Origin of the sequence: Breznakiella homolactica (assembly GCF_016616095.2) — a bacterium.
GTDB lineage: Bacteria > Spirochaetota > Spirochaetia > Treponematales > Breznakiellaceae > Breznakiella > Breznakiella homolactica.
The window spans coordinates 2,653,367-2,674,298 of the sequence record NZ_CP067089.2; the positions used below are offsets into that span (position 1 = coordinate 2,653,367).

Sequence of the window (20,932 nt, forward strand, 5' to 3'; positions counted from 1 at the left end):
GAACCGTTATCCTCGGGTGCTTTCCGGATTGCCAGTCCCGGTGCTCCCCCGCATACTGAAGGTGCCCTTACTCAGCAGCGGTCGCCCTTTCGCCGGGGTTTCACCATATTCTCGGGCAGAAGAACGCAGTCCAGATCTTCCTTGCTCATGAGGTTGTGCTCCAGGACCAGCTCGTAAATACCCTTGCCGGTTTTCTGTGCTTCCTTGGCGAGTTCCGTGGACGCTTCGTAGCCGAGGTAGGGATTAAGGGCTGTAACCAGGCCGATGCTGTTGTACACCATGTCCCGGCATATCTGCTCGTTGGCAGTGATGCCGGTGATGCATTTGTCCCTGAGGGTATCCATGCCGTTGATAAGCATTTCGATGCTTTCAAAGAGGCAGTGGACAATGATCGGCTCCATGACATTCAGTTCCAGCTGCCCCGCCTCCGCGGCCATGGTAACGGTGAGATCGTTGCCGATAACCCGGTAGGCGATCTGGTTTACCACTTCGGGAATAACGGGATTCACCTTGCCGGGCATTATCGACGAACCGGGCTGCATGGCAGGAAGGTTTATTTCGTTGAACCCCGCCCGGGGACCCGAAGACAAAAGCCGGAGGTCGTTGCAGATTTTCGACAGTTTTGCCGCCAGGCGTTTCTGGGCGGAGGAGTTCATGATAAACGCCCCGGTGTCGCTGGTGGCTTCGATCATGTTTTTCGCGGCCACGATGGGAAGGGTGGTGATACTCCGCAGATGCTTGACACAGAGGCCGGTATAATCCGGGTCGGAGTTGATCCCGGTCCCGATGGCGGTGGCGCCCATGTTGACTTCCAGGAAAAGCTTCATGTTCTGTTCCAGCCGGTCAACTTCTTCGGCCAGGGTCGCGGCGTAGGCTTCGAATTCCTGGCCAAGGGTCATGGGAACCGCGTCCTGGAGCTGGGTCCGGCCCATCTTGATCACATGGGCAAATTCCGTTCCTTTACTCTGAAAAGCATCCACAAGCCACTTGAGGGACGTTATGAGTTTTTCGATGCTCCTGATCAAAGCTATCTTAATAGCCGTGGGGTACGCGTCGTTGGTGGACTGGGACAGGTTGACGTGGTTGTTGGGGTGGCAGAATTTATACTCACCCTTCTGATGCCCCAGGATTTCCAGGGCCCGGTTGGCAATGACCTCGTTGGCGTTCATATTGGTGGAAGTACCGGCACCCCCCTGGACCATATCAACCACGAACTGGTTATTGAATCCGCCCTCCCGTACTTCGCCGCAGGCTTCGATAATCGCGGAGGCGATCACCGGATCCAGGAGCCCCAGATCCCGGTTCGTCATGGCGGCGGCTTCCTTAACATCCGCCAGGGCTTTGATGAATTCCGGAAAAAAATACAGCCTCACCCGGCTTATGTGGAAATTCTCCAGAGCCCGCATGGTCTGTATGCCGAAATAATACTCCACCGGAACGTTCATATCCCCGAGAAGATCGTGTTCCAGGCGTACCTTGCCCGAAAGCGGGCGCTGCGTAATGTCCATATATGGATAGTAAGACAAAGAATGAATATCCGCAACAGGCGGGGGAGCGCCGAGTCTGACAAGCCGGAAAGCACCAGGGGGTGACGGGTCCGCGGGTCCTGTCGTATAGAAAGGGGATTGGCTCCTCGTCGGCCTTCGGCCTAGAAAGTCGCTCAATCCCCTTTCTATACGCCACCCGGCGTTACCGTTACGGCCCGGGTGCTTTCCGGTTTAACCGGCTCGGTACTGCCCTTCGCGGGGAGGGCTGCTCCCCCTCGCTCCAGACTTGCCGCCTTTGGCGGCAAATCTTACGCTACCCCCACTCCGGGTTCCCGGGTATTTCCGGCCTACCCTTTCACGGCCCCGGAGGTTAGTCCTGCGATGAAATACTTCTGGAGGAAGATGAACATGATGGTTACGGGGATCGACGAGAACAGGGACGCGGCCATCATGTTTCCCCAGTTGCTCTGGAATTCTCCCAAATAGGTAAGCTGCAATCCGGGGGCAAGGGTCCGGAGATCCGACCGGGTTATCAGGGTCAGGGAATAAATCAGATCGTTCCAGCTCCAGACAAACCCGTAAATAGCGATGGAGATCATCCCCGGTACCGCCAGGGGCAGAATTATCCTGAAGATCGTCATCACCGTACCGGCGCCGTCCACCTTGGCGGATTCTATCAAGGAATCAGGAATCTGGTCGAAATACGATTTAAGGGTCCAGGTCCCCACCGGCAGGGTAAAGGTGATGTAGGACAGGATGATCGAAAGGTAGTTGTCCAGGAGCCCGAGCCGCTGCATCATGAGGTAAATTGAAATAAGCAGTACCGCCTGGGGAAAGGCCTGGCTGATCATAACCAGGGTCATCAGGGACTTCCGGCCCCGGTACCGGTATTTGGAAAAACTGTAACCCGCGAAGACCGAGACGAAGGTCGCCAGGAAACTCGACGACAGGGACACGAAAAGTGAGTTCTTCAGGTATGTCAGAATCTTCGGGTCCGACACCACCTTGCGGAAATTTTCCAAGGTAGGGTTCGAAAAGAAGGTAAGCTTGAAGGTGTCCGCCGATGTTTTGAAGGATGTATTGATCATCCAAAGCTGGGGGAAAAATACAAAGACACCGATGGCGATTAAAAACACGAAGAAGAACACCCGAAATCCGGGAGTCGGCAGGAACAGTTTTGTTTGGGATCCCCGGCTTCTTTTCATTTTCCACCCTCCTGTACCCGTTTGACGTACACAAAACTGAAACATCCCAGCAGGATTGCCCAGACGGTTCCCACCGCGGCGGCAAACCCCATGTTGTAGTATTTGAAGGCGTTCCGGTACACTTCAATTGAAAGTGTGGTTGTCGCCCGGGCGGGACCGCCTTCGGTCATGACCCAGATAAGGTCGAAATGCTGGAGATTCCCGATGGTCCCCAGGATGAGCACCAGGGAAATAATTCCTTTCATCTCCGGGAGCACTATATACATGAAGGACCGGATGTTTCCGGCGCCGTCCATGCGGACCGCTTCGAGCTGGTCCCCGGATATTCCCTGGAGCCCGCCCAGGAGGAACGCCATATACCAGGGCAGCATCTGCCAGGTCCTGGCGATAACCACCACCCCCATGGCGGTTTTGGTCTGGCCAAGCCAGTTTATGTTTTCATTGATGAGGCCGGTCATTTTCAGGATCCCGTTGAACACGCCGTATTCCCCGTGGAATATCCACATCCAGAGAAACCCGATGGCCACCCCGGGGATGATCCAGTTTACCAGGGTTATTCCCCGGAGCAGCTCCGATCCCCGGAATTTCATGTTCAATATGATGGCCCAGACAAAGCCCAGGGCAAAGGGCAGCAGGGTGGCGGCCAGGACAAACACAAGGGTATTTTTCAGTACTCCGAAAAAGTTCGTGTCCGTAAAAAGCTGAATATAATTCTGCAGCCCCACAAAAGCGACCGACGGCGAAAGAAGGCTCTTGTTGGTAAAACTCATCCCCACGGAATTGATAAAGGGATACAGAATAATCGCGCAGAAGACGGCTATCGCCGGAAGCGCCAGCAGAAGGCCGGTCTGGCCATCACTGATTCCCTTTCGTTTTCCTGTGTCCATACAAGGGTCCTCCTTCCGCCGCCGGGGCGGTTCTCAATGTTAGCGGACGTTCTTCATCCGGGACGCCGCGTCATCCGCAGCCTTCTGGGGTGTTTTGTCACCGGTAAGGCAGGCCTGCAGTTCCTCAGCGATTATCGTGGTGAGCTGGTTTTTCTGGGGGTTAAGATCGAACTCGCCGATTTCTCCCGTGGCGGTAATCCGGCTCCAGTTGCTTACCCAGTAATCGTTCTGCACCTCGGGGCTGGCGATAACCGGCTTGAGCACCGGCGGCATGCCATTCCGGGAGAAATACCGCATGGAAACATCCTTGCTCACCAGATGCTTGGCAAAGGATACGGCATCGTCCTTATCGTTCGATTTATTGAAGACCACCAGCATGTGGCCCCACATCATGGAACGGGGTTTGTCACCGGTATTCAGCACCGGGCGGACCATGGGCCGGGCGACCTGGGGCAGCCGGTCTTCGGGAACGCCGTTGCCCACTGCGATTCCCTTGGCCAGGATGGCGTCGTCGTAGAACGCGATCCGTCCCTGGGCAAAGAGCTGCCGGGCGTCGAACCGGCTCATATTGGTGCGGATCAATTTTTTGTCCATCAGGTTCTTGTACCAGGTCAGGGCCTGCACACCCTGGGTGTTGTTGACCGTAACATTTCCATTGGCGTCGTACATGCGTCCGCCGAACGTCCACAGCCAGGGCATGAAGTCATTGGCCGCGGTGGCGTCCTTTGTAGCCACACCATAGGGAATAATGTCCCCGGGGAGTTTCGCGATTGCCTCCAGGCACTGCTCGAATTCGGCCACGGTTTTGGGCGGTTCGGAATAACCCGCTTTCGCCAGGATTTCGGGGTTGTAAATCATGCCAATGGATGCGATGGACCAGGGAAGACCGAGTTGTTTTCCACCGATTTGCCCCACTGCCAGGGATGCTTCCTCAAAATTATCTTTGAGGTACCCGGTACCGGCCAGGTCGTTCCAGTCGGCCAGGCTGCCCGTGGCGGCAATGGTCGCGAAGATGCCGATATCCACCTGGGCGATATCGATCCGCTCGTTCCCCTGGTTCCTGATAACCAGCTGGGTCGCAGTTTCCGCCCAGGGCCAGCCGATCCAGGTAACGGTCTTTCCGGGATTCTGTTCCTCCCAGCTCGTCCGCATCCAGGTAAAGATTTCCCGGGAAGCCTCTTCCTCGCCGGACCAGCCGCACCAGACAATTCCGGATCCCTGTTTCGCGGATCCCGAGTCGCCGCTTCCGCCTGCAAAAACCGCCGCGGAAAAAGCGAGGAGCATACATACTACACTAATGGCTTTTTTCATAATCTTCCTCCTTAATAAATCTCTATCTCAAATACTTCCGCCCGGGGGCTTCCGTATGTTGATTCCACAATAACACGCAGGGCGTCGCCGCTGGTGACTTCGGCGAATCTGCACACCGACAGCCGCCGCCAGTTATCCCGTACTTCCGCGGCGGTCTTCCAGGCTCCGCCGGAACGGATCTCCACCCGGTAGCCCTTTACCAGTTCCGGGGGCATTCCCGTCCGGGGTGTAAAGATATGGTTCTCGTCCAGGGAACAGGTAATAGAGGAAGGCAGTTCCCGGCTGAGATCGGGATTGAAGAACAGCCGGACTTCTTTTATTTCCTTCGGGGAATCCCACTCAAAGGTGACGGATGGTTCTTTTTCAGCGCCGGAGAGCCACGACCGGGGCATGGTATACGGCCGGGTGGCACCGTCCCCCAGGTTCTCCGCACCGTACACACCGGAGATATCGGCCCTGATTTTCGGATACCGGTAATCCGCCGACCATTTGAGTCCCGCCAGAAACCCGGTGGTCTGAATATCCGTTGTTTTCAGTGAAACCCCCGAAGCCGCTTCGCCGCTTACAACTACGAATCCTTCATAATCACTATAGGACTGCGGGAACGAAACCGTCACCCAGTTTTCTCCGGCGGGAATCTCCAGCACCGTCGGTTCCGCCAGGGGGTCGGCCGCAAGCCGGGAGGGGACCGGCTGCTTCGAAATGGTGCAGCGGACCGGGACCGGCTTTTGGCTTACCGCCAGAACGGCGCAGTCCCGGGCACCGGCTTTTTTTGTGAGTACCAGGAACCACTCCGCCGTCAGCGCGAGATCCTTCCCGCCCTGTTCCGGCAGGGAACCGAAATCTTCAAATACCGAAGAGACGGTAACCGCCGCGGTTCCGGCAAGGTTGGTCACGGCGCTGCGCTTCTGCCCGGGAACTTCCAGATCGCCGGAAATAAGAAGATCCTGAACTTCACGGATCTGCGGAACCCGCATCCCGGCGGGGGGCAGATTGTTCACCGCGGAATACGCCGCCGCCTGCCCCGCCGCGTGGCCGGTAAGGGCACAGGTGTTCATGATCCGCGAAGAGGAAAACACCGCGTGGCTTACGCTGATATCCCGGCCGGCAAAATACAGGTTTGGGAAGTCAGGATTGTACAGACTGCGGAGGGGAATATTATAGATGAAAACCGGCAGCTGTACGCAGTTATCCTCATCGGTGTACACCCCCCCGGCGGGATGGAAGTCCATGTACCAGCCGCCGTACGCCACGGTATCCTCAAATTCTCTGCGGGAAACCACATCCTGCTGTTTGAGCACATAGGCTCCGGTAAAACGGCGGGACTCCCGTTTCCCCGGGATTGATCCGACCCATTCTAGGGTAAGGGTGTCCGCGTCAAACTGTCCGCTGTTCTTTATATAGTTCCAGACCCCCAGGGCAATCCGTTTGAGCTCCAGGGCAATATCCTGGCTGTCCGCTATGGTGTGTTCCGTACCGCCGAATTCGAACCACCAATAATCGCAGCCCGTAAGGGTCTCGTTAACCAGCCGTCCGCCCCGGGAAATAATCTCACCGATTTTTTCGAGACCATGGACATACTCCGGGGGATGGAATACCACGGGGCGGTCTGTCCGTTTCGTCATGAAAAAGATGGTACTCCCCAGGGTTCTCGAATCTCCCTGCTCTGGAGCGTCCGCTTCGCCGTAGGTGTCCCGACCTTCCCGGCCCATGGTAAAGGGAACCCCGGCCTGGGCTCCGATACTGCCATCTCCGGTGGCATCGATAAAGTACTTTGCAGTAAAAATGAATTCCTTCTCCGACCCCATCTGAAATCCCCGGACCGATTCAATCAGCCGGTCCGGCCCGAGGGATGTTCCGGTAATATGGGTATTGAGGAACAAAGTAATCCGGGGTTCGGCGAGGACCGCATCCAGGAGGGTCTCATCCCAGAAGACCACGTTGGCTTCGGGGTTCATACAGAGGTTGCGGAGCTTTAGCTCCCCGAGGATGCCCATTTCCTCACTGTAGAGGCTGCCGCCTCCGGAAGCGCCCCGGGTCCAGACCCTGATCTCGCTGCTGGAATTCCCGCCGATCACCGGCCTGTTCCCGGCAAGGACCACCGCCGCCCCGCCCCGGGCGGCGGCTAGGGCGGCGCATACCCCCGCGGGACCGGCGCCGATAACAGCCACATCAGCCGAAACTGTTTCAACCATACTAATCCCCAAAATAATTGCAGAATTTTCAGGAAAATATGTTACAATAGAGTAAGAAAACCGGTATTATCCCGGTTTTTTGCTGTTTTTTCCTAATTCTATTTAAGAATAGCATAATTCAGCAGTATGACATTAAATAATCTGCAGAATATCTGGATTATTCTGCAGAGGAGTAGGACATGGACGCACGGTACGCGAAAATGGCGCAGTTTCTGGAGTATGTTTCCAATCAGTACAGCCTGAGCATATGCGTGAAGGATTTTTCGGGATTCATTCCCATAGACAAGGAACTCGACAGGGTTCTCCAGCCCTACCTTGCCCATACGAACCCGTTTTGTATGTATATCAAGGCGGACCATAAACAGTATTTCTGCTGTGTGGATATGATGCGGCCCATGGCCATCAAATGCGCCGGGGGTAAACCTTTTTACGGGGTCTGCCACGCCGGAGTCGGCGAATACGTTATCCCGATTAAAGCCGATGATATTGTTCTCGGCGCCATTACCGCGGGATTTTTTATCGAACGGCCGGATCTGTCCCGGCATCTGATCCTCAGGAGAAGCCGGGCATCCCAGAAGATCGATTATGAAAAAGCCTGCGAGCTGTTCGACCGGTACATTGTCCCTTCCGCCGTCGGGCTGGAACAGATGCTCACCTTCCTCGAGATTGTGGCAGAATACCTGGCAACCACCTATCTCCATCTTAAAAACATCCACTCCGGGGAAAAGCTCCCCGCCAGGCGGTACAACTCCCACGAGGATACGATCGTAGCCCATGCCCTGGAATACATAAGCCGGAACTTCGCGTCCCAGATCCTGGTCAGGGATGTGGCCAGTTACTGCTACTGCAGCGAATCCTATATAAACCACAGTTTCAAAAAACGGGTCAGCATGAATGTGAATACGTACATAAATAAAGTACGGATAGAGCACGCCAAGCACCGGCTCCTGCATACCAAGGACAAGATGACCGCCATCGCCATGGATGTGGGATTCAATGACCCGAATTATTTCTCCAGGGTTTTTACCCAGCTGGTTGGCAATACGCCGTCGGAATTCCGGCGGCGGTACTCCTGAGTCTGTTGCGCGGGAATAAAAAAAACGCCCCAGGATTCATGAAAAATACCGGGGCGGCAACGGCGGAAATGATATTCTCTCCAGTCCTATGGGACGCCGGTTCAGAAGTTCTGGTTTATTTCAGTATTTAAATACTCAACCCGGTTTTTCCACCAGGTTTTCATTTTTCCGATTTCTTCCAGGTAATTGACCTTATTCCACCACCAGACCTTGGAGTTAAGATCCGATGATTTTTCCAGCATTGGCCCCATCTTTTCTATAAACGATTCCATGCTCGCGATATCAGCGTATTTCTCATTCCAGCGGGCTTTGTACATCACCCTGAAATCGGGATCCTCAAAGAACCGGTTGAAGAATTTTCCGCCCGGGCCTTCCCGGTAGACCGTGTTGTAAAACATCCCGGTGGCGTCCTTAAAATACTCGCCGGCGCCGTTGAACCCGTAGTCAAAATCCCACAGAGGCCCCATACCGATCCGGGCTCCCTCGGTGCCGTCCCGGTACATATACACGCTGCCCGGCATCTGGAGATCCACGTTTTTCAGTATTTCGTTAATCATGACGTAATCAATAAAAATATCTATATCTATGAGGTCGCGGTAATTGTTATTGGGAAACGAATCGGCGAACAGGGCCGCTTCCAGTTCATTCACTGCGTCGATGATAAAAGCATAACTGGATTGACCGGACAGCCCCTCAGGGGATTTGATCATCACCGGCAGTCCGAGAATAGCCGATCTAAATTTAGGTTCGTCGTCATAGTACCGGTCCAGTTCCAGAAAAAAGCCCGTCTTCTCATCAATATCGACCCGGCCCTTGTTAACCTGCACCTGCTCGGTCAGCACATAGCTGCCCTGGTATACTCCATTCAGAATCACTTCAACGTGGTTATAGTGATTGGTGAAAGGAAGGCCAAACCGGTGGCCCAGTTCAAAGGCGACGGTATTCATGATCAATGTCGGGTCCTGGTAATTGGCCAGCAGCACCCAGCTTTTGGCTTTTTCAAGGCCAAAGAGTGAAATTTTTTCATCAAACTTAAGCCGGTACGGTTTTTTCGGGTGGGTCCATGTGGTATTTCCCCGCCCGCGGATACCCGTTGTGGTCTCAATATTGTTGTCCGCGTTATTCGGATCGGTGATTGTTATATCAGCGTTTATATACGCTCCGCCCTTGGTGGTAATGGGCACACCGCCGGCGGTGTTAATGTGCACCACCGGTATTCCGGTATTGACCTGCTCCAGCTTTACGGTACCCCGCAGCCGTTCCCTGGCGGTATCCTTAATTTCCGTCCTTGAACAGGAGGATAACAGCAGCAGCACGAGGCCGGCGGCAAATACGGATTTAAACGTTACTTTCATTGGTATATTCCTAATTTAAGGAAAATATCTTCTATAATATATTTTCCCGATTATAACCTATTTTCTGTATAGTACACTAAATTAAAGCATGATGTAAATCAAACTGCCCGGCGCGCCGCCTCGATTAAAAAATGAGGCCCGCCATGGCCCGCTGGAACTGCGGTTTGAGCTGGTCGAAAACGGAATCCAGGGTATAAAAAGTAAACTGTATGGTCCCTTTTTCGTTATTCGTTACCAGGGCATAAAAGATAAACCGCAGGGTTTCGAACCTGGCGGCATAAGTGATAATTTCGCCCTCGGCTCCGTTGACAATGGCCTTTTGGGATTCGAGTATTTCCGTATCGGGATCAATGTTCCGCGCGTTGAAAATCAGAATACTCTTCATCTGTTCCGGTGAAATCGAAAGACCGTCGTGAAGGACAATACCGTAACCGGTGTTATCGGCATTCTGGAACTGGAATTCCGCATCGGGGTTAAGACCTGTCGCCGGGACCCATTCGGAGGGATTGTAAAATACCGAAAACTTGCCGGTTTTGCTCCGGAGTTCCGTGGTCAGATCCGGGGTCGTATTCAGTTCCAGAATGCCGCTTTCGGCGGATCCGGTTTCCGCGTAGCTCCAGGTAAAATCATCGCGGAGAATTGCCCGGCGGCCGTTCCGCAGGATTACGGTTTCCTCGGCGAAAAGAGCGCCGCACAGCAGAACCAGGGCGCAGCCCCAGAAAAGTTTTATCTTCATTTTTCCTCCATGGCTTCCTGCGCCAAATCACAGGAAAGGCGTATACAGCTGAGGCAGGTTTCCTTTAAGTTATGTTCTTTGAAGTAAGCCTTGCCTTCCTCCGTGGACAAATCGCAGCCGGAAAGCAGCTCCCGGCATTGGGTTGAACCCGCTTCGGCGGCAAAGGCGCGGAGAAATTCCTGAACCCTGTTGTAGCAGTCCTCAATTTTTTCCCTGCCTTCGGTATCATTCCGTTTACCGTATTTGAGACCCAACGCCATGACGGCACCGCTTGCGGCGCCGCAGATTCCCTGGGTCCGTCCGATGCCGGCGCCGAATCCCGTGGATAAGGCCATACCGGTTTCCGCATCCAGACCGCAGTCCGCCGCGAAGGCGTACAGCACCGATTGGGCGCAGTTGTACCCTTCCTTGTTTTTTTCCACGGCTTTCTCCGCTCTCGTCATGGCAGCTCCTTATTTCCTGATACCTTCCATATAATCGCTCAGCAGTTTCACGAAACGTTCCATTTCTTCTATTTGAATGTCCCCGATATTCGCGATGCGGAAGGTATTCGCGTCCGACAATTTACCGGGATAAATCGTAAAACCCCTGCTCCGGGCAAGATCGTGGAGGGCCTCAAAATCGTACCTGGGGCTGTCCGGTTCCAGTATGGCGGTTATCAGTTTTGACTGGGCGTTCTCCGGTACGAGCATGGAAAGCCCCATGGCTTTTACGCTCCTGACCAGAACGTCCCAGCAGCCGGCGTACCGCGCGTACCGTTTCTCAATGGTCTCATTCTTTGTCTCGATGATCGCCTGGCGCAGGGCGTACATGGTCTGCACCGGCGGCGTAAACCGGGTCTGCCCGGTTTTGCTGAAATACAAATACTGCTGCCACAGGTTGAGATAAAAGCTCCTGGGCGGATAGTCCCGGATTTTTTCCAGCGCCTGCTTCCGGCAGAATACAAATGCCACACCGGCCATGCCCTGGATATTCTTATTGGAAGTGGAGGCCATAAAATCAATGCCGTCCCGTTCCATATCTATGGGGATGGCCGCGAAGGCGCTGACCGCGTCCACAATGGTGGTGATACCGTGTTCACCGCAGAAACGGCACAGCTCAGGCACGGGGTTAAGCAAACCCGTGGTGGTTTCGTGGTACACCACCGCGAAATGGGTGTATCCGCCGGCGAGGAGCTTCTCCTTGAGCCGGCCGACGTCGGGCAGTTCATGGCTAGAGCTTTTTTCCACGTCATGGGGAATTGAATAGGAGGCGGCGATTCTGGCGAACCGGTCCCCGTAGGCGCCGTTATCGAGGATCAGCAGCTTTGCCCCCTGGGGCACGCAGGAAGAAATCATCACCTCGTCGGCGGCTGTCCCGGACCCGCCGAACAGCACGGTTTCCACCGTACCGGGAGCGCCGACAAAGGAGGACAATTCCGTGCTTATCCATTCCATAACCTGGCCGAATTCCTTTTCCCGGGGGCAGATATCGGCGCTGACCTGGGCGTATTTTACGCTGTCCGTGGTGGTGGCCGGTCCGGGATTGAGAAGCACCTCCCGCCGGACCATTCGGAGGGATTCGGACTCCCGGATCCTGGGGTATACTTCATTGACCGCCATAGTGAAATGGGATTCATCGTCAATTTCCCGCCAGGGATAATATTCAATCTTGCGCACCGCGATGGGTTCATCCCCTGTTTCCAGGGCTTTACGGCTGACCGCGGACATGGCTTCTTCGTATTCCATTTTCGGCTTCTCCCGGAGAAGCGATTTTGAGTAAGCGGTCATGGCATCGAGGGTACCTTTGCTGAGTTTGGTGACACCCACCAGTTCGGCGTACACGGAGCCCAGGGAATCCTTGTTTTTTGAATTCATCAGAAGGTACTGGCTGCTGTTGGTTTCGAGGTATACCTCATCCCCGGATTTTGTCTTTCCCGACGCGAGGATCACATTGGGCCGGCTGTCGTTTATGAGCACGAAAAGGCCGATGCTGTCGTATATGAGATCCGACTCCAGCACAAGGACCGTACCGCGGGCCTTCTCCGCGCAGATGGCCAGGGTTCCCATACTGCCCGTGTCCGCGTACTCGGGATTATTCACCAGAGTGATACAGGGGTATTTCCGCGCGAGTTCTTCGTACCACTCGGCGCAGTGGCCGGTGCCGATGATGATTTCCTCAATGCCCGCGGCTATCAGTTTCCGGACCGACCATTCAACAATGGGAGTCCCCTCAATTTCAAGAAATCCCTTGGGCATTTCGGCGGTCCTGCCCTTCAGTCTGGTCCCGAGACCAGCCGCCATAATTATCGCCTGCCGTACCATACGTATATCCTTAATTAATAAATTTTCTGAACCGTTCCGCCACTTCCCGGGGCGTTATTTTCGGGCGGCCGAGGTTTTCCGGCGCGCCCGCGGCAATGGGCACGTGAATAAAACGGAGTCCCCCTTCCGCGGACCAGAGCCGGACCGCCTGCTCAAGGGCGGCCGGGTCCGTGGTCTGCAGAACAGAAGGATAGCCGAAAGCCTCCGCGAGCATGGGATAGTTTATCCCCGGAGAAACCGTAAACTGGCAGCCGGTGGATTCGTGAACCCGGTTGTCGAAGAGAATATGGAGCATCCGCCGCGGCTTGTACCAGGCGTTGACCCCCAGGGAACCGGCGCGCATAAGCAGGGAACCGTCACCGTCAAGGACAATCACCGGTTTGTCCGGCCGGGAAAGGCTGACACCGAGGCCAAGGGAGGAGACACATCCCAGGGAACCGACCATATACAGGTTATTCGGCTCATCCCCAAGCTGGTACAATTCCCGGCCGGTGAATCCCGTGGTGGCCAGGAAGAGCGCGTCCTCCGGAGCCCCCGCTTTTACCCGTTTCAGCATTTCATACCGGGTTCCGAGATCATCCCGGGATACCGGCTTTTTATCTTCCGCCAGCTCAACCGCGGAAAAGGTCCCTTTCCTGACTATAAAGAAAAAGGGCTTGCCCGAATCGATTGTCTCAGCCGCTGCGGAAAGCTGCTGTTCCGCCTCAGCCTGATCGGATGAAAGAACGGCATAGTCGATTCCCATAACTTCCAGCATCCTCTCGGTAATCAAACCCATGAGCCCGTGCTGCGGCTCATCGGGGATGCCCTGCTCTCCCCGGAGGGAAACAAATCCCAGCACCGGGATTCCGAACACGGCGTTTAAGGAAGTTAAGGGAGAAACCGCGTTTCCCAGTCCGGAGTTCTGCATGAGAACCACGGACCGCCTGCCGCCGAGATACGCTCCCGCGCAGACAGCGACGGCGTCGCCCTCGTTCGCGGCCATCACATACTCACAGTCGTTGATGGCGTAATTGATCAGATCCTTGAGAAATGAACAAGGCACTCCGCTGTAAAAATCGAATCCCGCTTTTTTCAGCTGATCCCCAAATTTCCGGGTGTCCAGCATGGTTAGGCTCCTTTATCTATCGCGGGGCTTGCCCCGAGAAGTCTTATTTCGTTCCGGGTATAAGTTCCAGTATTTCCTTGATGGGCATGCAGATGGCATCCGCTTCCTTGGACCGGCTGTGTTCAAGGATCAATTGCGCCGCGGCACGCATAGCCGGATAGGACGCCCGGAGCATGTGGTTCGCGTAGATGATGATATTGGCTCCCCAGCCGGCCAGCTCTTCCTCGGTAAACTGGTTGTAGGTGGTGGGTACCAGCACCAGGGGAATATTGGTATATTCCCCGCGGAACCGCAGACAGAATTCCCTGACATCCTCCCCGGATTTTTCCTTGCTGTGGATCATGATTCCGTCCGCGCCTGCCTGTACGTAGGCCAGGGCCCGGGAAAGGGCGTCGTCCACGGTTTTCCCGGCGATAAGACTCTCCAGCCGGGCGATGATCATAAATTCCTTGGTAACCTGCGCCTTTTTCCCCGCCTGGATTTTTTCGCAGAATTCCTCCACCGGGGCGAGCTGCTGCTCCACTTCGGTTCCGAAGAGGGAATTTTTCTTGAGGCCGGTCTTATCTTCTATTATAACGGCGGATATTCCGTTGCGTTCGAGGGTCCGTACCGTAAATACAAAGTGCTCGGGGATACCGCCGGTATCACCGTCGTAGATAACCGGCTTGGTGGTGCATTCCAGGATCTGGGTTAAATCCTGAAGCCTTGTGGTGGTATCAACCGCCTCAATGTCGGGCTTCCCTTTGCTGGTTGAGTCGGTAAGGCTCGATGACCACATGCCGTCGAACCGGTGTACCCCATCTTCTTTAATAACTTCCAGGTTTTCGATAATAAGCCCCGAAAGGCCGGAATGGGCCTCCATAATCCGCACTATGGGTTTTGCCTCGATCAGGCGCCGGAGGGTTCTGAGGCGCAGATCCGGGGTTGTCCCGATGGAGGTCGCCAATTCGTTGAGAGCGGTGGAATTGATTCCCTGGGTATAGGGAATTTCAATAACCTCGCCGCCAAGCTCTTCCATGACCCGGTATACATCCTCCCGGACCTTGCTCAGTATACCGGTTTTCCAGTCGTCACCGTGGATGATCGCGTCTGGCCGGTATTTTTTCAGATTGGGGACGTAGCTCCATTCATCCTGAGGCACCACCCGCGCCACGTGTTTAAGGCTTTCGACCACCTGTTTCCGCTGTTCGTAGCTGAGATAGGGAAGCCGTTTATATTTCGCGATGGCTGAATCCGTCAGCAGTCCCACCATCACCTCTCCATGGAGAGACGCCTGCTGGATAATATTCACGATTCCGGGATGTATAATATCAGCGGTCATACCGACATACACGGTTTTCATTGCATACCCCCTGGGAAAAGTCCTAAGAATATTGTAAACAAAAAACTTCGAAGTAACAATGAGGGCCGGGACAGGCTGTTTATCAGCCCGGATTCCCAGGATCCGGGTTCCCACGGCACGTAAACGATCTCCGGGTTTTCACACGAAACAACAGAAGGATCGCGTTCCGTGCGGCTGATCATGTTCACGGGACTGATGTGCCTGACCTATGGCGGACGGTGTTTTGATCAGCGAAATCAGTTAAACACAACTTCAAGTTCATTGGACTCTATTTCAACACGATTCCCGGATTGTATGAATTTAATCGCCAGCTTTATATAATATTTCCCCGGGTTAAAAGCCAGAATGGCGCCATTGCCTTTCATTGATAAGATCATTGCATCTAACGGTACCATACAAGTTACGCTTTCTCCGGGCGGCACCAGTATCCAGTCCTCCGGCAGTATTTTAAACGCAGTATTCCAATACATATACGGCGAGTATTCTTCCGCCAGGATTTCTCCTTTGCCATTCTTAATAGTAATAAAGAATGAAATAGGAAAATCCAATGTTCCATGGTAATCATGATAATTTTTTAAAAGGATATATTCAGATGAAGATGAGGTATTGGTTATCAGACATTTCAGATCAATAGTATTCTCCGCGCTGCGGATGGTCTCTATTGCTGCCGTAAAAAACGATTCGGCCGCGGGTTTACGTTCAGGATCGGGAACAGCATACTTTTCCATGGGATTAACAGAAGGAATCGGCAGTGCCATATAATTTTTATCCTTTTCCGCCGGGAGCATGCCTGCGCAGGACAAAAAAACGATAAACAATACTTTCGCTCTCATCTGATCTTTCTTCCCGCCAATCGATTTAATAAAGATGAAAATGAAACGCGGAGTCCCCAGAATCCCCGCGTTTCATTATGTACACCTATGCGCCGGAGATCCGGCGTTTACAGCTCGAGAGCCTGGGACGCGGCCTTATCCGCGGCGTATGCCGCGAATTCTCCGACCTTCATGGCCGGGAGCTGGCGGCCGTCCCGCAGGCGGATGGAGACTGTACCTTCGTCCATCTCCTTCTGGCCCACCACCAGCATGTATGGGATCTTCCGGTTCTGGCAGTCCCGGATCTTGGCGTTGAGCCGGCTGTCGTCCAGCTCCGCGGAAACCCGGAGATCCCGGGCTTTAAGTTCCGCGGCAATCTTTTTAGCGTAGTCGTTGAAGGTTTCCGCCACGGGAATAACCGCGATCTGCTCGGGGGCGATCCACACCGGGAAGGCTCCGCCGAAGTGCTCGATGAGCACCCCGAAGAACCGTTCCAGGGAACCGAGCAGCGCCCGGTGGACCATATAGGGCCGCTTGTGCTGGCCGTCGGCGTCAACGTAGGTCATGTCGAACCGTTCCGGTTCGTTGAAGTCGAACTGGATGGTGGTCATCTGCCATTCACGGCCCAGGGCGTCTTTGATCTTGAGATCGATCTTGGGACCGTAGAAGGCGCCGCCCCCTTCGTCCATTTCGTACTCCAGGCCTTCGGCGTCAACAGCCTTGCGCAGGGAATCCAGGGCCTGGTCCCAGCGGCTCTGCTCACCCACGGAACCTTCGGGCTTGGTAGCGAGGTACGCCTTGATATCCTTAAACCCGAAGACCTTCCACATCTTGAGGCTGAACCGGAGGACTTCCAGAATTTCACTTTCGATCTGTTCCGGAGTGCAGATGATGTGGGCGTCGTCCTGGGTAAAACCCCGGACCCGGAGCAGTCCGTGGAGAACACCGGACCGCTCATACCGGTAGACCGTACCCAGCTCAGCCCAGCGCAGGGGAAGATCCCGGTAGCTGTGGCCTTTATTCTTATAGATAAGTATATGGAAGGGACAGTTCATGGGTTTTACGTAATAGTCCTGGCCATCGATTTCCATGGGGGAATACATGTTTTCCTTGTAGAACCCCAGATGGCCCGAGGTTTCCCAGAGCCAGGATTTTCCGATGTGGGGAGTATAGAGAATTTCGTAGCCGTTCCGGTAATGCTCGGTGCGCCAGAAGTTTTCCACCGCCACCCGCATGCGGCCGCCGTTGGGATGCCAGTAGATGAGCCCGGCGCCGGCTTCCTCATGGATGGAGTACAGGTCCATCTCTTTGCCGAGCCGGCGGTGGTCCCGTTTCTCAACTTCCTCAAGGAAGGCCAGGTACGCCTTGAGTTCCTTGGGATTTTCCCAGGCGGTCCCGTAGATCCGGGTAAGCATGGGACGGTTTTCGTCGCCCCGCCAGTAAGCGCCGGCGATGCTCATCAGTTTAAAAGCCGCGGAGTTTATTTCCCTCGTATTAAGGACGTGAGGGCCCCGGCAGAGGTCGGCCCACCCCGAAGAACCGTCACTGCCCTTCTGTTCGTAGATTGAAATTTCCGCATCAGCGGGGAGTTCTTCGATGAGCTCCAGTTTGAAGGGTTCACCGGCAAACCGCTGTTTCGCCTCCTCCCGGCTTACCGCGGTCCGGACGAAATCCCGCTTTTCGTCAATGATCTTCTTCATTTCCGCTTCGATGGCGGAGAGATCCTCCGCGCCGATGGATTTGGGAAGCTGGAAATCGTAGTAGAATCCGTTTTCGATGGACGGCCCGATGGCGACTTTGGTCCCCGGGAAGAGCCGGGTTACGGCTTCGGCCATGATGTGGCTTACCGAGTGCCTGATGGTGGCTAGTTTCTCGTTTTTCTGATTTTCCTTGGATTTATCCAACGCGTCTGACATGACGTACCTCGCTGCGGCCGTAACACACCCCGCCCCTGCGGTTGCCGGCGTTCTGGCCGCCGTTAATAACGCGGGGACGGGAAGCGTGCCCATTCTTCCGACGGAAGAAATGACGCCGGAATAAATTCCGGCGCTGAGCCGCAGCCCGCGGTACCACCCTGCTTCGCCGCTCCTCGACGGAGGGCGCGCTCTTCGCCGCTGACGGGGGCAATCCGGCCCTGGTTACTCGGAATTCATCCTTTCCCCGGGCAGCTCGGGAGGGGTTTTCGGAAACTCCTGAACCGGCAGCGCTTTCAGCCTATGGCGCCGCCTCTCTTTGGTCCGGTATGGATCTTACTCGTCTCCGTCAAAGCTTTTATCCGCCGGCCTTCTCGAAGCCGGCGGTTCTATAAAATTTCCACTTTTTTACGGGGAAAGTCAAGGGGACGGCAATCCAAATGTGATTTCTTTGTATTAGTTTCACTACTAAAGCGTTTTTATTTTACGGGTCAGCAATTGGAATATTCTGGGTGTTTTATGGAAAAGACAGGATAGGGCTTACCCCCAAGAGTTTATAGTTTATAGCGCTGTACAGATTGGTTCATATTTTTATTTATTAAACTGGGGGTAAGTTTAATAAGAGGAAGCTTTGATAATAATTTTGACTATTATTATTTAACTTAATTACCTTTTAATATTATTATCATGGTATTGTTAAACTGCCTGTTTGTTTTAATATATGAGAAACTGCGCTCAGCCTTTCAAAAACCCGTATATAGCTAATAACCTTACGTATGGAGAAAACATTTGACAGACCTTACCGAAGATTTTGAGCTATTAAAAAACAGCAAAAAAGCTCTGCGAATACTTAACTCTATAAAAGAACATGACTATAGTCCAGGCAATGAGAAAAAGAAATTTGACCTTTTCATGATATATCTTTACGGGAAAGATAACGTTACTGCTAATTACAGGCAGGCAATTCTGTGGCTTAAAAAAATACACTCTGATGATCCAAAGGTAAAAATGCTTCTTGGAGAAGCTTATTATCATGAGGGGTTGTATTATTCAAAACTTCCCGAACAGAACAGTAATACTATTGATAAAATGATCCGTTGTTTTTATGAATCTGCGGAGAAAAAATATATTCCTGCGATTAAAAAACTGGAAGCCATTGCTGAAAAGGGAAATGTTGAGGTTATGCTGTTTCTTGCGAGGGAATACCGTTTTTTCAATAACTTTGAAGCGCAAAAATATTGGTATCAGAAAGCGGCCAACGCTGGCAATACTGGCGCAAAACGCTGGCTTGGAGATTATTACAGAAAATCAGAACCTGAACTTGCGATACAATGGTACAGGAAAGCCGCGGAAGATGGTGATAGCAGCGCAAAAGCAATGCTTGGAGAGTATTATTTCTACGGCAAAATTGTTCCGCAGGATTACAAAAAAGCGATGGAACTGCTTTTGGACTCTGCCAAAAATGGTAACGAAAAATCGCAAAGACTTATTGGCGATATGTTCTTTTTTGGACTCGGAGTTGAGGTTGATTATGAAAAAGCAGTTAAATGGTATGAAGAAGCTGCAATCTGGAGTCCAGGATATTGGGTTGATTTCGAAGCTGTATATAAACTAGCAGTAATCTATTTTTTTGGCATTGGAGTTGAAAAAGATTTGCAGAAAGCTGACAGATGGTTTGAAAATCTTGCCAGCAATCTTGGCAACAAAAGCATTTTTAACTGGGGCAAGATATCAGATATAAAACAGGAACTTATTAGTATATTTGATCCAAGTCTTGACCTTACCGAGAACTACCATACTGCTGATAAATTCCGGCTGGAGAATACATAGGAGCTATAATAAAAATGCAAAAAGATGATATAAAAATTATCCCACATATATCTTCCCTATTTGTTGAAGAGCCAAGAGAATGGGGTTTTCGCGGTGATCCATATCTTTGGGATGAGATGCGCCTTAAATCAAAAGATGTTAGCCTGCCAGAAACAGAAGAGCTGATGAGAGAATATTTATTCAAGTTTTTTTATACATTAACAGGCTCCGTTGTTTCTTCTGATAAAGATATTTTTATTGAAAGATTTTTTTATGGCTCAGGTATGTCTGGAGGAGTTGTAAACCCCAAGTGGTGGCATGAAAAAGGGATCCCTTTTATTCTGGAAAGATATAAAAAAATAAAGCATCAGATTGCCGGAACAGATTACCAGATAAAAGATATCTACTGGAAAAATGAAACAAGCAAAGGCTTTGCGAACAGTATAGAAAACGCTGTAAAAAGGCTGATGATGTTTGAAGATTTACATAACACAGACTTACTGAAGCTGCTATCTCTGGAAAACTCCATAGATATGTTAACAGAAGAAACCAGATTAGAATTAATTGACAGAATAAGCAGTCTGGCAGATAGCTATACTAAATTGCTGGAAAAATTAAAATAGGAAATCTCCTCTAAACGCCTGTATCAGCTCTTAAAAAAAACGCATATATCAGCAATAATAAACTGTTAATAAATTCTTTGCAGGATGCTTTATGAAACAAGCGCTGATAATATCTTTTTTACTTTTTTTTGCACTCAATATTTTTGCGCAGATTAATGATGATTATGAAGATGAATTAAAGCCGTTTGAGTTTGAAAATGGTATTTATTATATGCTGGACTCTCCGGTAAATATAAGGTCTCAGCCAAATCTAAAAGGAACAGTTGTGGGAAAACTTGGCCTGCATGATGAGATTGAGATAATTGAAAATATAGGAAACATTCAGGAGCTTAAGGGCGTTACCCAAAACTGGTATAAAATTAAATTCAATGATATTACCGGCTATATCTGGGGCGGCTATATTTCAGCAAGCAGTATAAAATCCAGCTTAGATAAAATTGATACAGATTATTATATATATTACAGAATCTCATTTATCGATCCTGAAGGTTTACCCGCAGTCTACTTAAAAGATATATTTATCTACAACAATAATATAAGATTAACTGTTCCGGAGGACAATGATTCATACTATCGTCCATGGAGAGATGTTTATGGGGCGTTTTCTGAATCAGGTAATACTCCAGGTAAATACAGCGGATATCTATATCTGTTTAATGATACAAACTACGAGCATTGTGATGAGTTTCAATTAAAACTTGATGAAATAATCTACGTCGGAAAAAATGGCAGATAGTAATTAAGAGCCCTTCCCTTTTACTTAATAATAT

17 protein-coding genes are annotated in these 20,932 nt (G+C 52.1%); 4 read left to right on the forward strand and 13 right to left on the reverse strand.

Annotated features, from left to right (window positions below):
- Window positions 1–71: 71 nt before the first annotated feature.
- The 5 genes from aspA to JFL75_RS12005 form a co-directional block, all read right to left on the reverse strand.
- The gene (gene aspA, locus JFL75_RS11985) at window positions 72–1,508 is read right to left on the reverse strand and encodes an aspartate ammonia-lyase (protein ID WP_215626921.1); all 1,437 of its coding nucleotides are present in this window, start codon (window positions 1,506–1,508) and stop codon (window positions 72–74) included.
- 326 nt (window positions 1,509–1,834) lie between these two features.
- Complete coding sequence (locus JFL75_RS11990) at window positions 1,835–2,692, reverse strand: carbohydrate ABC transporter permease (protein ID WP_223292638.1); 858 nt, start codon at window positions 2,690–2,692, stop codon at window positions 1,835–1,837.
- Complete coding sequence (locus JFL75_RS11995; protein WP_215626922.1) at window positions 2,689–3,579, reverse strand: carbohydrate ABC transporter permease; 891 nt, start codon at window positions 3,577–3,579, stop codon at window positions 2,689–2,691. Before JFL75_RS11995 ends, JFL75_RS11990 begins: the two co-directional genes overlap by 4 nt.
- 39 nt (window positions 3,580–3,618) lie before the next feature.
- Window positions 3,619–4,890 carry an ABC transporter substrate-binding protein gene (locus tag JFL75_RS12000; protein ID WP_215626923.1) on the reverse strand — a complete coding sequence of 424 codons (1,272 nt, stop codon included), beginning with the start codon at window positions 4,888–4,890 and terminating at the stop codon, window positions 3,619–3,621.
- Window positions 4,891–4,901: 11 nt separating this feature from the next.
- Window positions 4,902–7,085, reverse strand: a complete 2,184-nt coding sequence (locus JFL75_RS12005) for an FAD-dependent oxidoreductase (RefSeq protein ID WP_215626924.1) — start codon at window positions 7,083–7,085, stop codon at window positions 4,902–4,904.
- Window positions 7,086–7,264: 179 nt separating this feature from the next.
- Between JFL75_RS12005 and JFL75_RS12010 the strand changes: the two genes are divergently transcribed.
- Complete coding sequence (locus tag JFL75_RS12010; protein WP_215626925.1) at window positions 7,265–8,161, forward strand: helix-turn-helix transcriptional regulator; 897 nt, start codon at window positions 7,265–7,267, stop codon at window positions 8,159–8,161.
- A gap of 101 nt (window positions 8,162–8,262) precedes the next feature.
- On the opposite strand, the gene JFL75_RS12015 is transcribed toward JFL75_RS12010, so the two are convergent.
- The 8 genes from JFL75_RS12015 to thrS form a co-directional block, all read right to left on the reverse strand.
- Window positions 8,263–9,516: a CotH kinase family protein gene (locus JFL75_RS12015; protein ID WP_215626926.1), complete on the reverse strand. Its 1,254-nt coding sequence runs from the start codon at window positions 9,514–9,516 to the stop codon at window positions 8,263–8,265.
- Window positions 9,517–9,640: 124 nt separating this feature from the next.
- Entirely contained in the window at window positions 9,641–10,252 is a 612-nt protein-coding gene (locus JFL75_RS12020) for a DUF3157 family protein (RefSeq protein WP_215626927.1), read from the reverse strand.
- Window positions 10,249–10,695 carry a C-GCAxxG-C-C family protein gene (locus JFL75_RS12025; RefSeq protein ID WP_215626928.1) on the reverse strand — a complete coding sequence of 149 codons (447 nt, stop codon included), beginning with the start codon at window positions 10,693–10,695 and terminating at the stop codon, window positions 10,249–10,251. Before JFL75_RS12025 ends, JFL75_RS12020 begins: the two co-directional genes overlap by 4 nt.
- Window positions 10,696–10,704: 9 nt before the next feature.
- On the reverse strand, window positions 10,705–12,555 hold the full coding sequence (locus JFL75_RS12030; protein WP_215626929.1) for a 2-aminoethylphosphonate aminotransferase: 1,851 nt from the start codon (window positions 12,553–12,555) through the stop codon (window positions 10,705–10,707).
- Between the two features lie 10 nt (window positions 12,556–12,565).
- A complete protein-coding gene (aepY, locus tag JFL75_RS12035) occupies window positions 12,566–13,663 on the reverse strand; it encodes a phosphonopyruvate decarboxylase (protein WP_215626930.1) in 1,098 nt (365 codons plus the stop codon).
- Between the two features lie 43 nt (window positions 13,664–13,706).
- Window positions 13,707–15,005, reverse strand: coding sequence for a phosphoenolpyruvate mutase (aepX, locus tag JFL75_RS12040; protein ID WP_215626931.1), 1,299 nt, complete (start codon window positions 15,003–15,005; stop codon window positions 13,707–13,709).
- A gap of 236 nt (window positions 15,006–15,241) precedes the next feature.
- On the reverse strand, window positions 15,242–15,838 hold the full coding sequence (locus tag JFL75_RS12045) for a hypothetical protein (RefSeq protein WP_215626932.1): 597 nt from the start codon (window positions 15,836–15,838) through the stop codon (window positions 15,242–15,244).
- Window positions 15,839–15,945: 107 nt separating this feature from the next.
- On the reverse strand, window positions 15,946–17,733 hold the full coding sequence (gene thrS / locus JFL75_RS12050) for a threonine--tRNA ligase (protein ID WP_215626933.1): 1,788 nt from the start codon (window positions 17,731–17,733) through the stop codon (window positions 15,946–15,948).
- Between the two features lie 786 nt (window positions 17,734–18,519).
- Here thrS and JFL75_RS12055 point away from each other — a divergent pair.
- The 3 genes from JFL75_RS12055 (at window position 18,520) to JFL75_RS12065 (ending at window position 20,898) form a co-directional block, all read left to right on the forward strand.
- Window positions 18,520–19,560: a tetratricopeptide repeat protein gene (locus tag JFL75_RS12055; RefSeq protein ID WP_215626934.1), complete on the forward strand. Its 1,041-nt coding sequence runs from the start codon at window positions 18,520–18,522 to the stop codon at window positions 19,558–19,560.
- A 14-nt stretch (window positions 19,561–19,574) separates the two neighbouring features.
- Window positions 19,575–20,162, forward strand: coding sequence for a hypothetical protein (locus tag JFL75_RS12060; RefSeq protein WP_215626935.1), 588 nt, complete (start codon window positions 19,575–19,577; stop codon window positions 20,160–20,162).
- A gap of 91 nt (window positions 20,163–20,253) precedes the next feature.
- Window positions 20,254–20,898 (forward strand): SH3 domain-containing protein, encoded by a 645-nt coding sequence (locus tag JFL75_RS12065; RefSeq protein ID WP_215626936.1) that lies wholly within the window; start codon window positions 20,254–20,256, stop codon window positions 20,896–20,898.
- The last annotated feature ends 34 nt before the right edge of the window (window positions 20,899–20,932 follow it).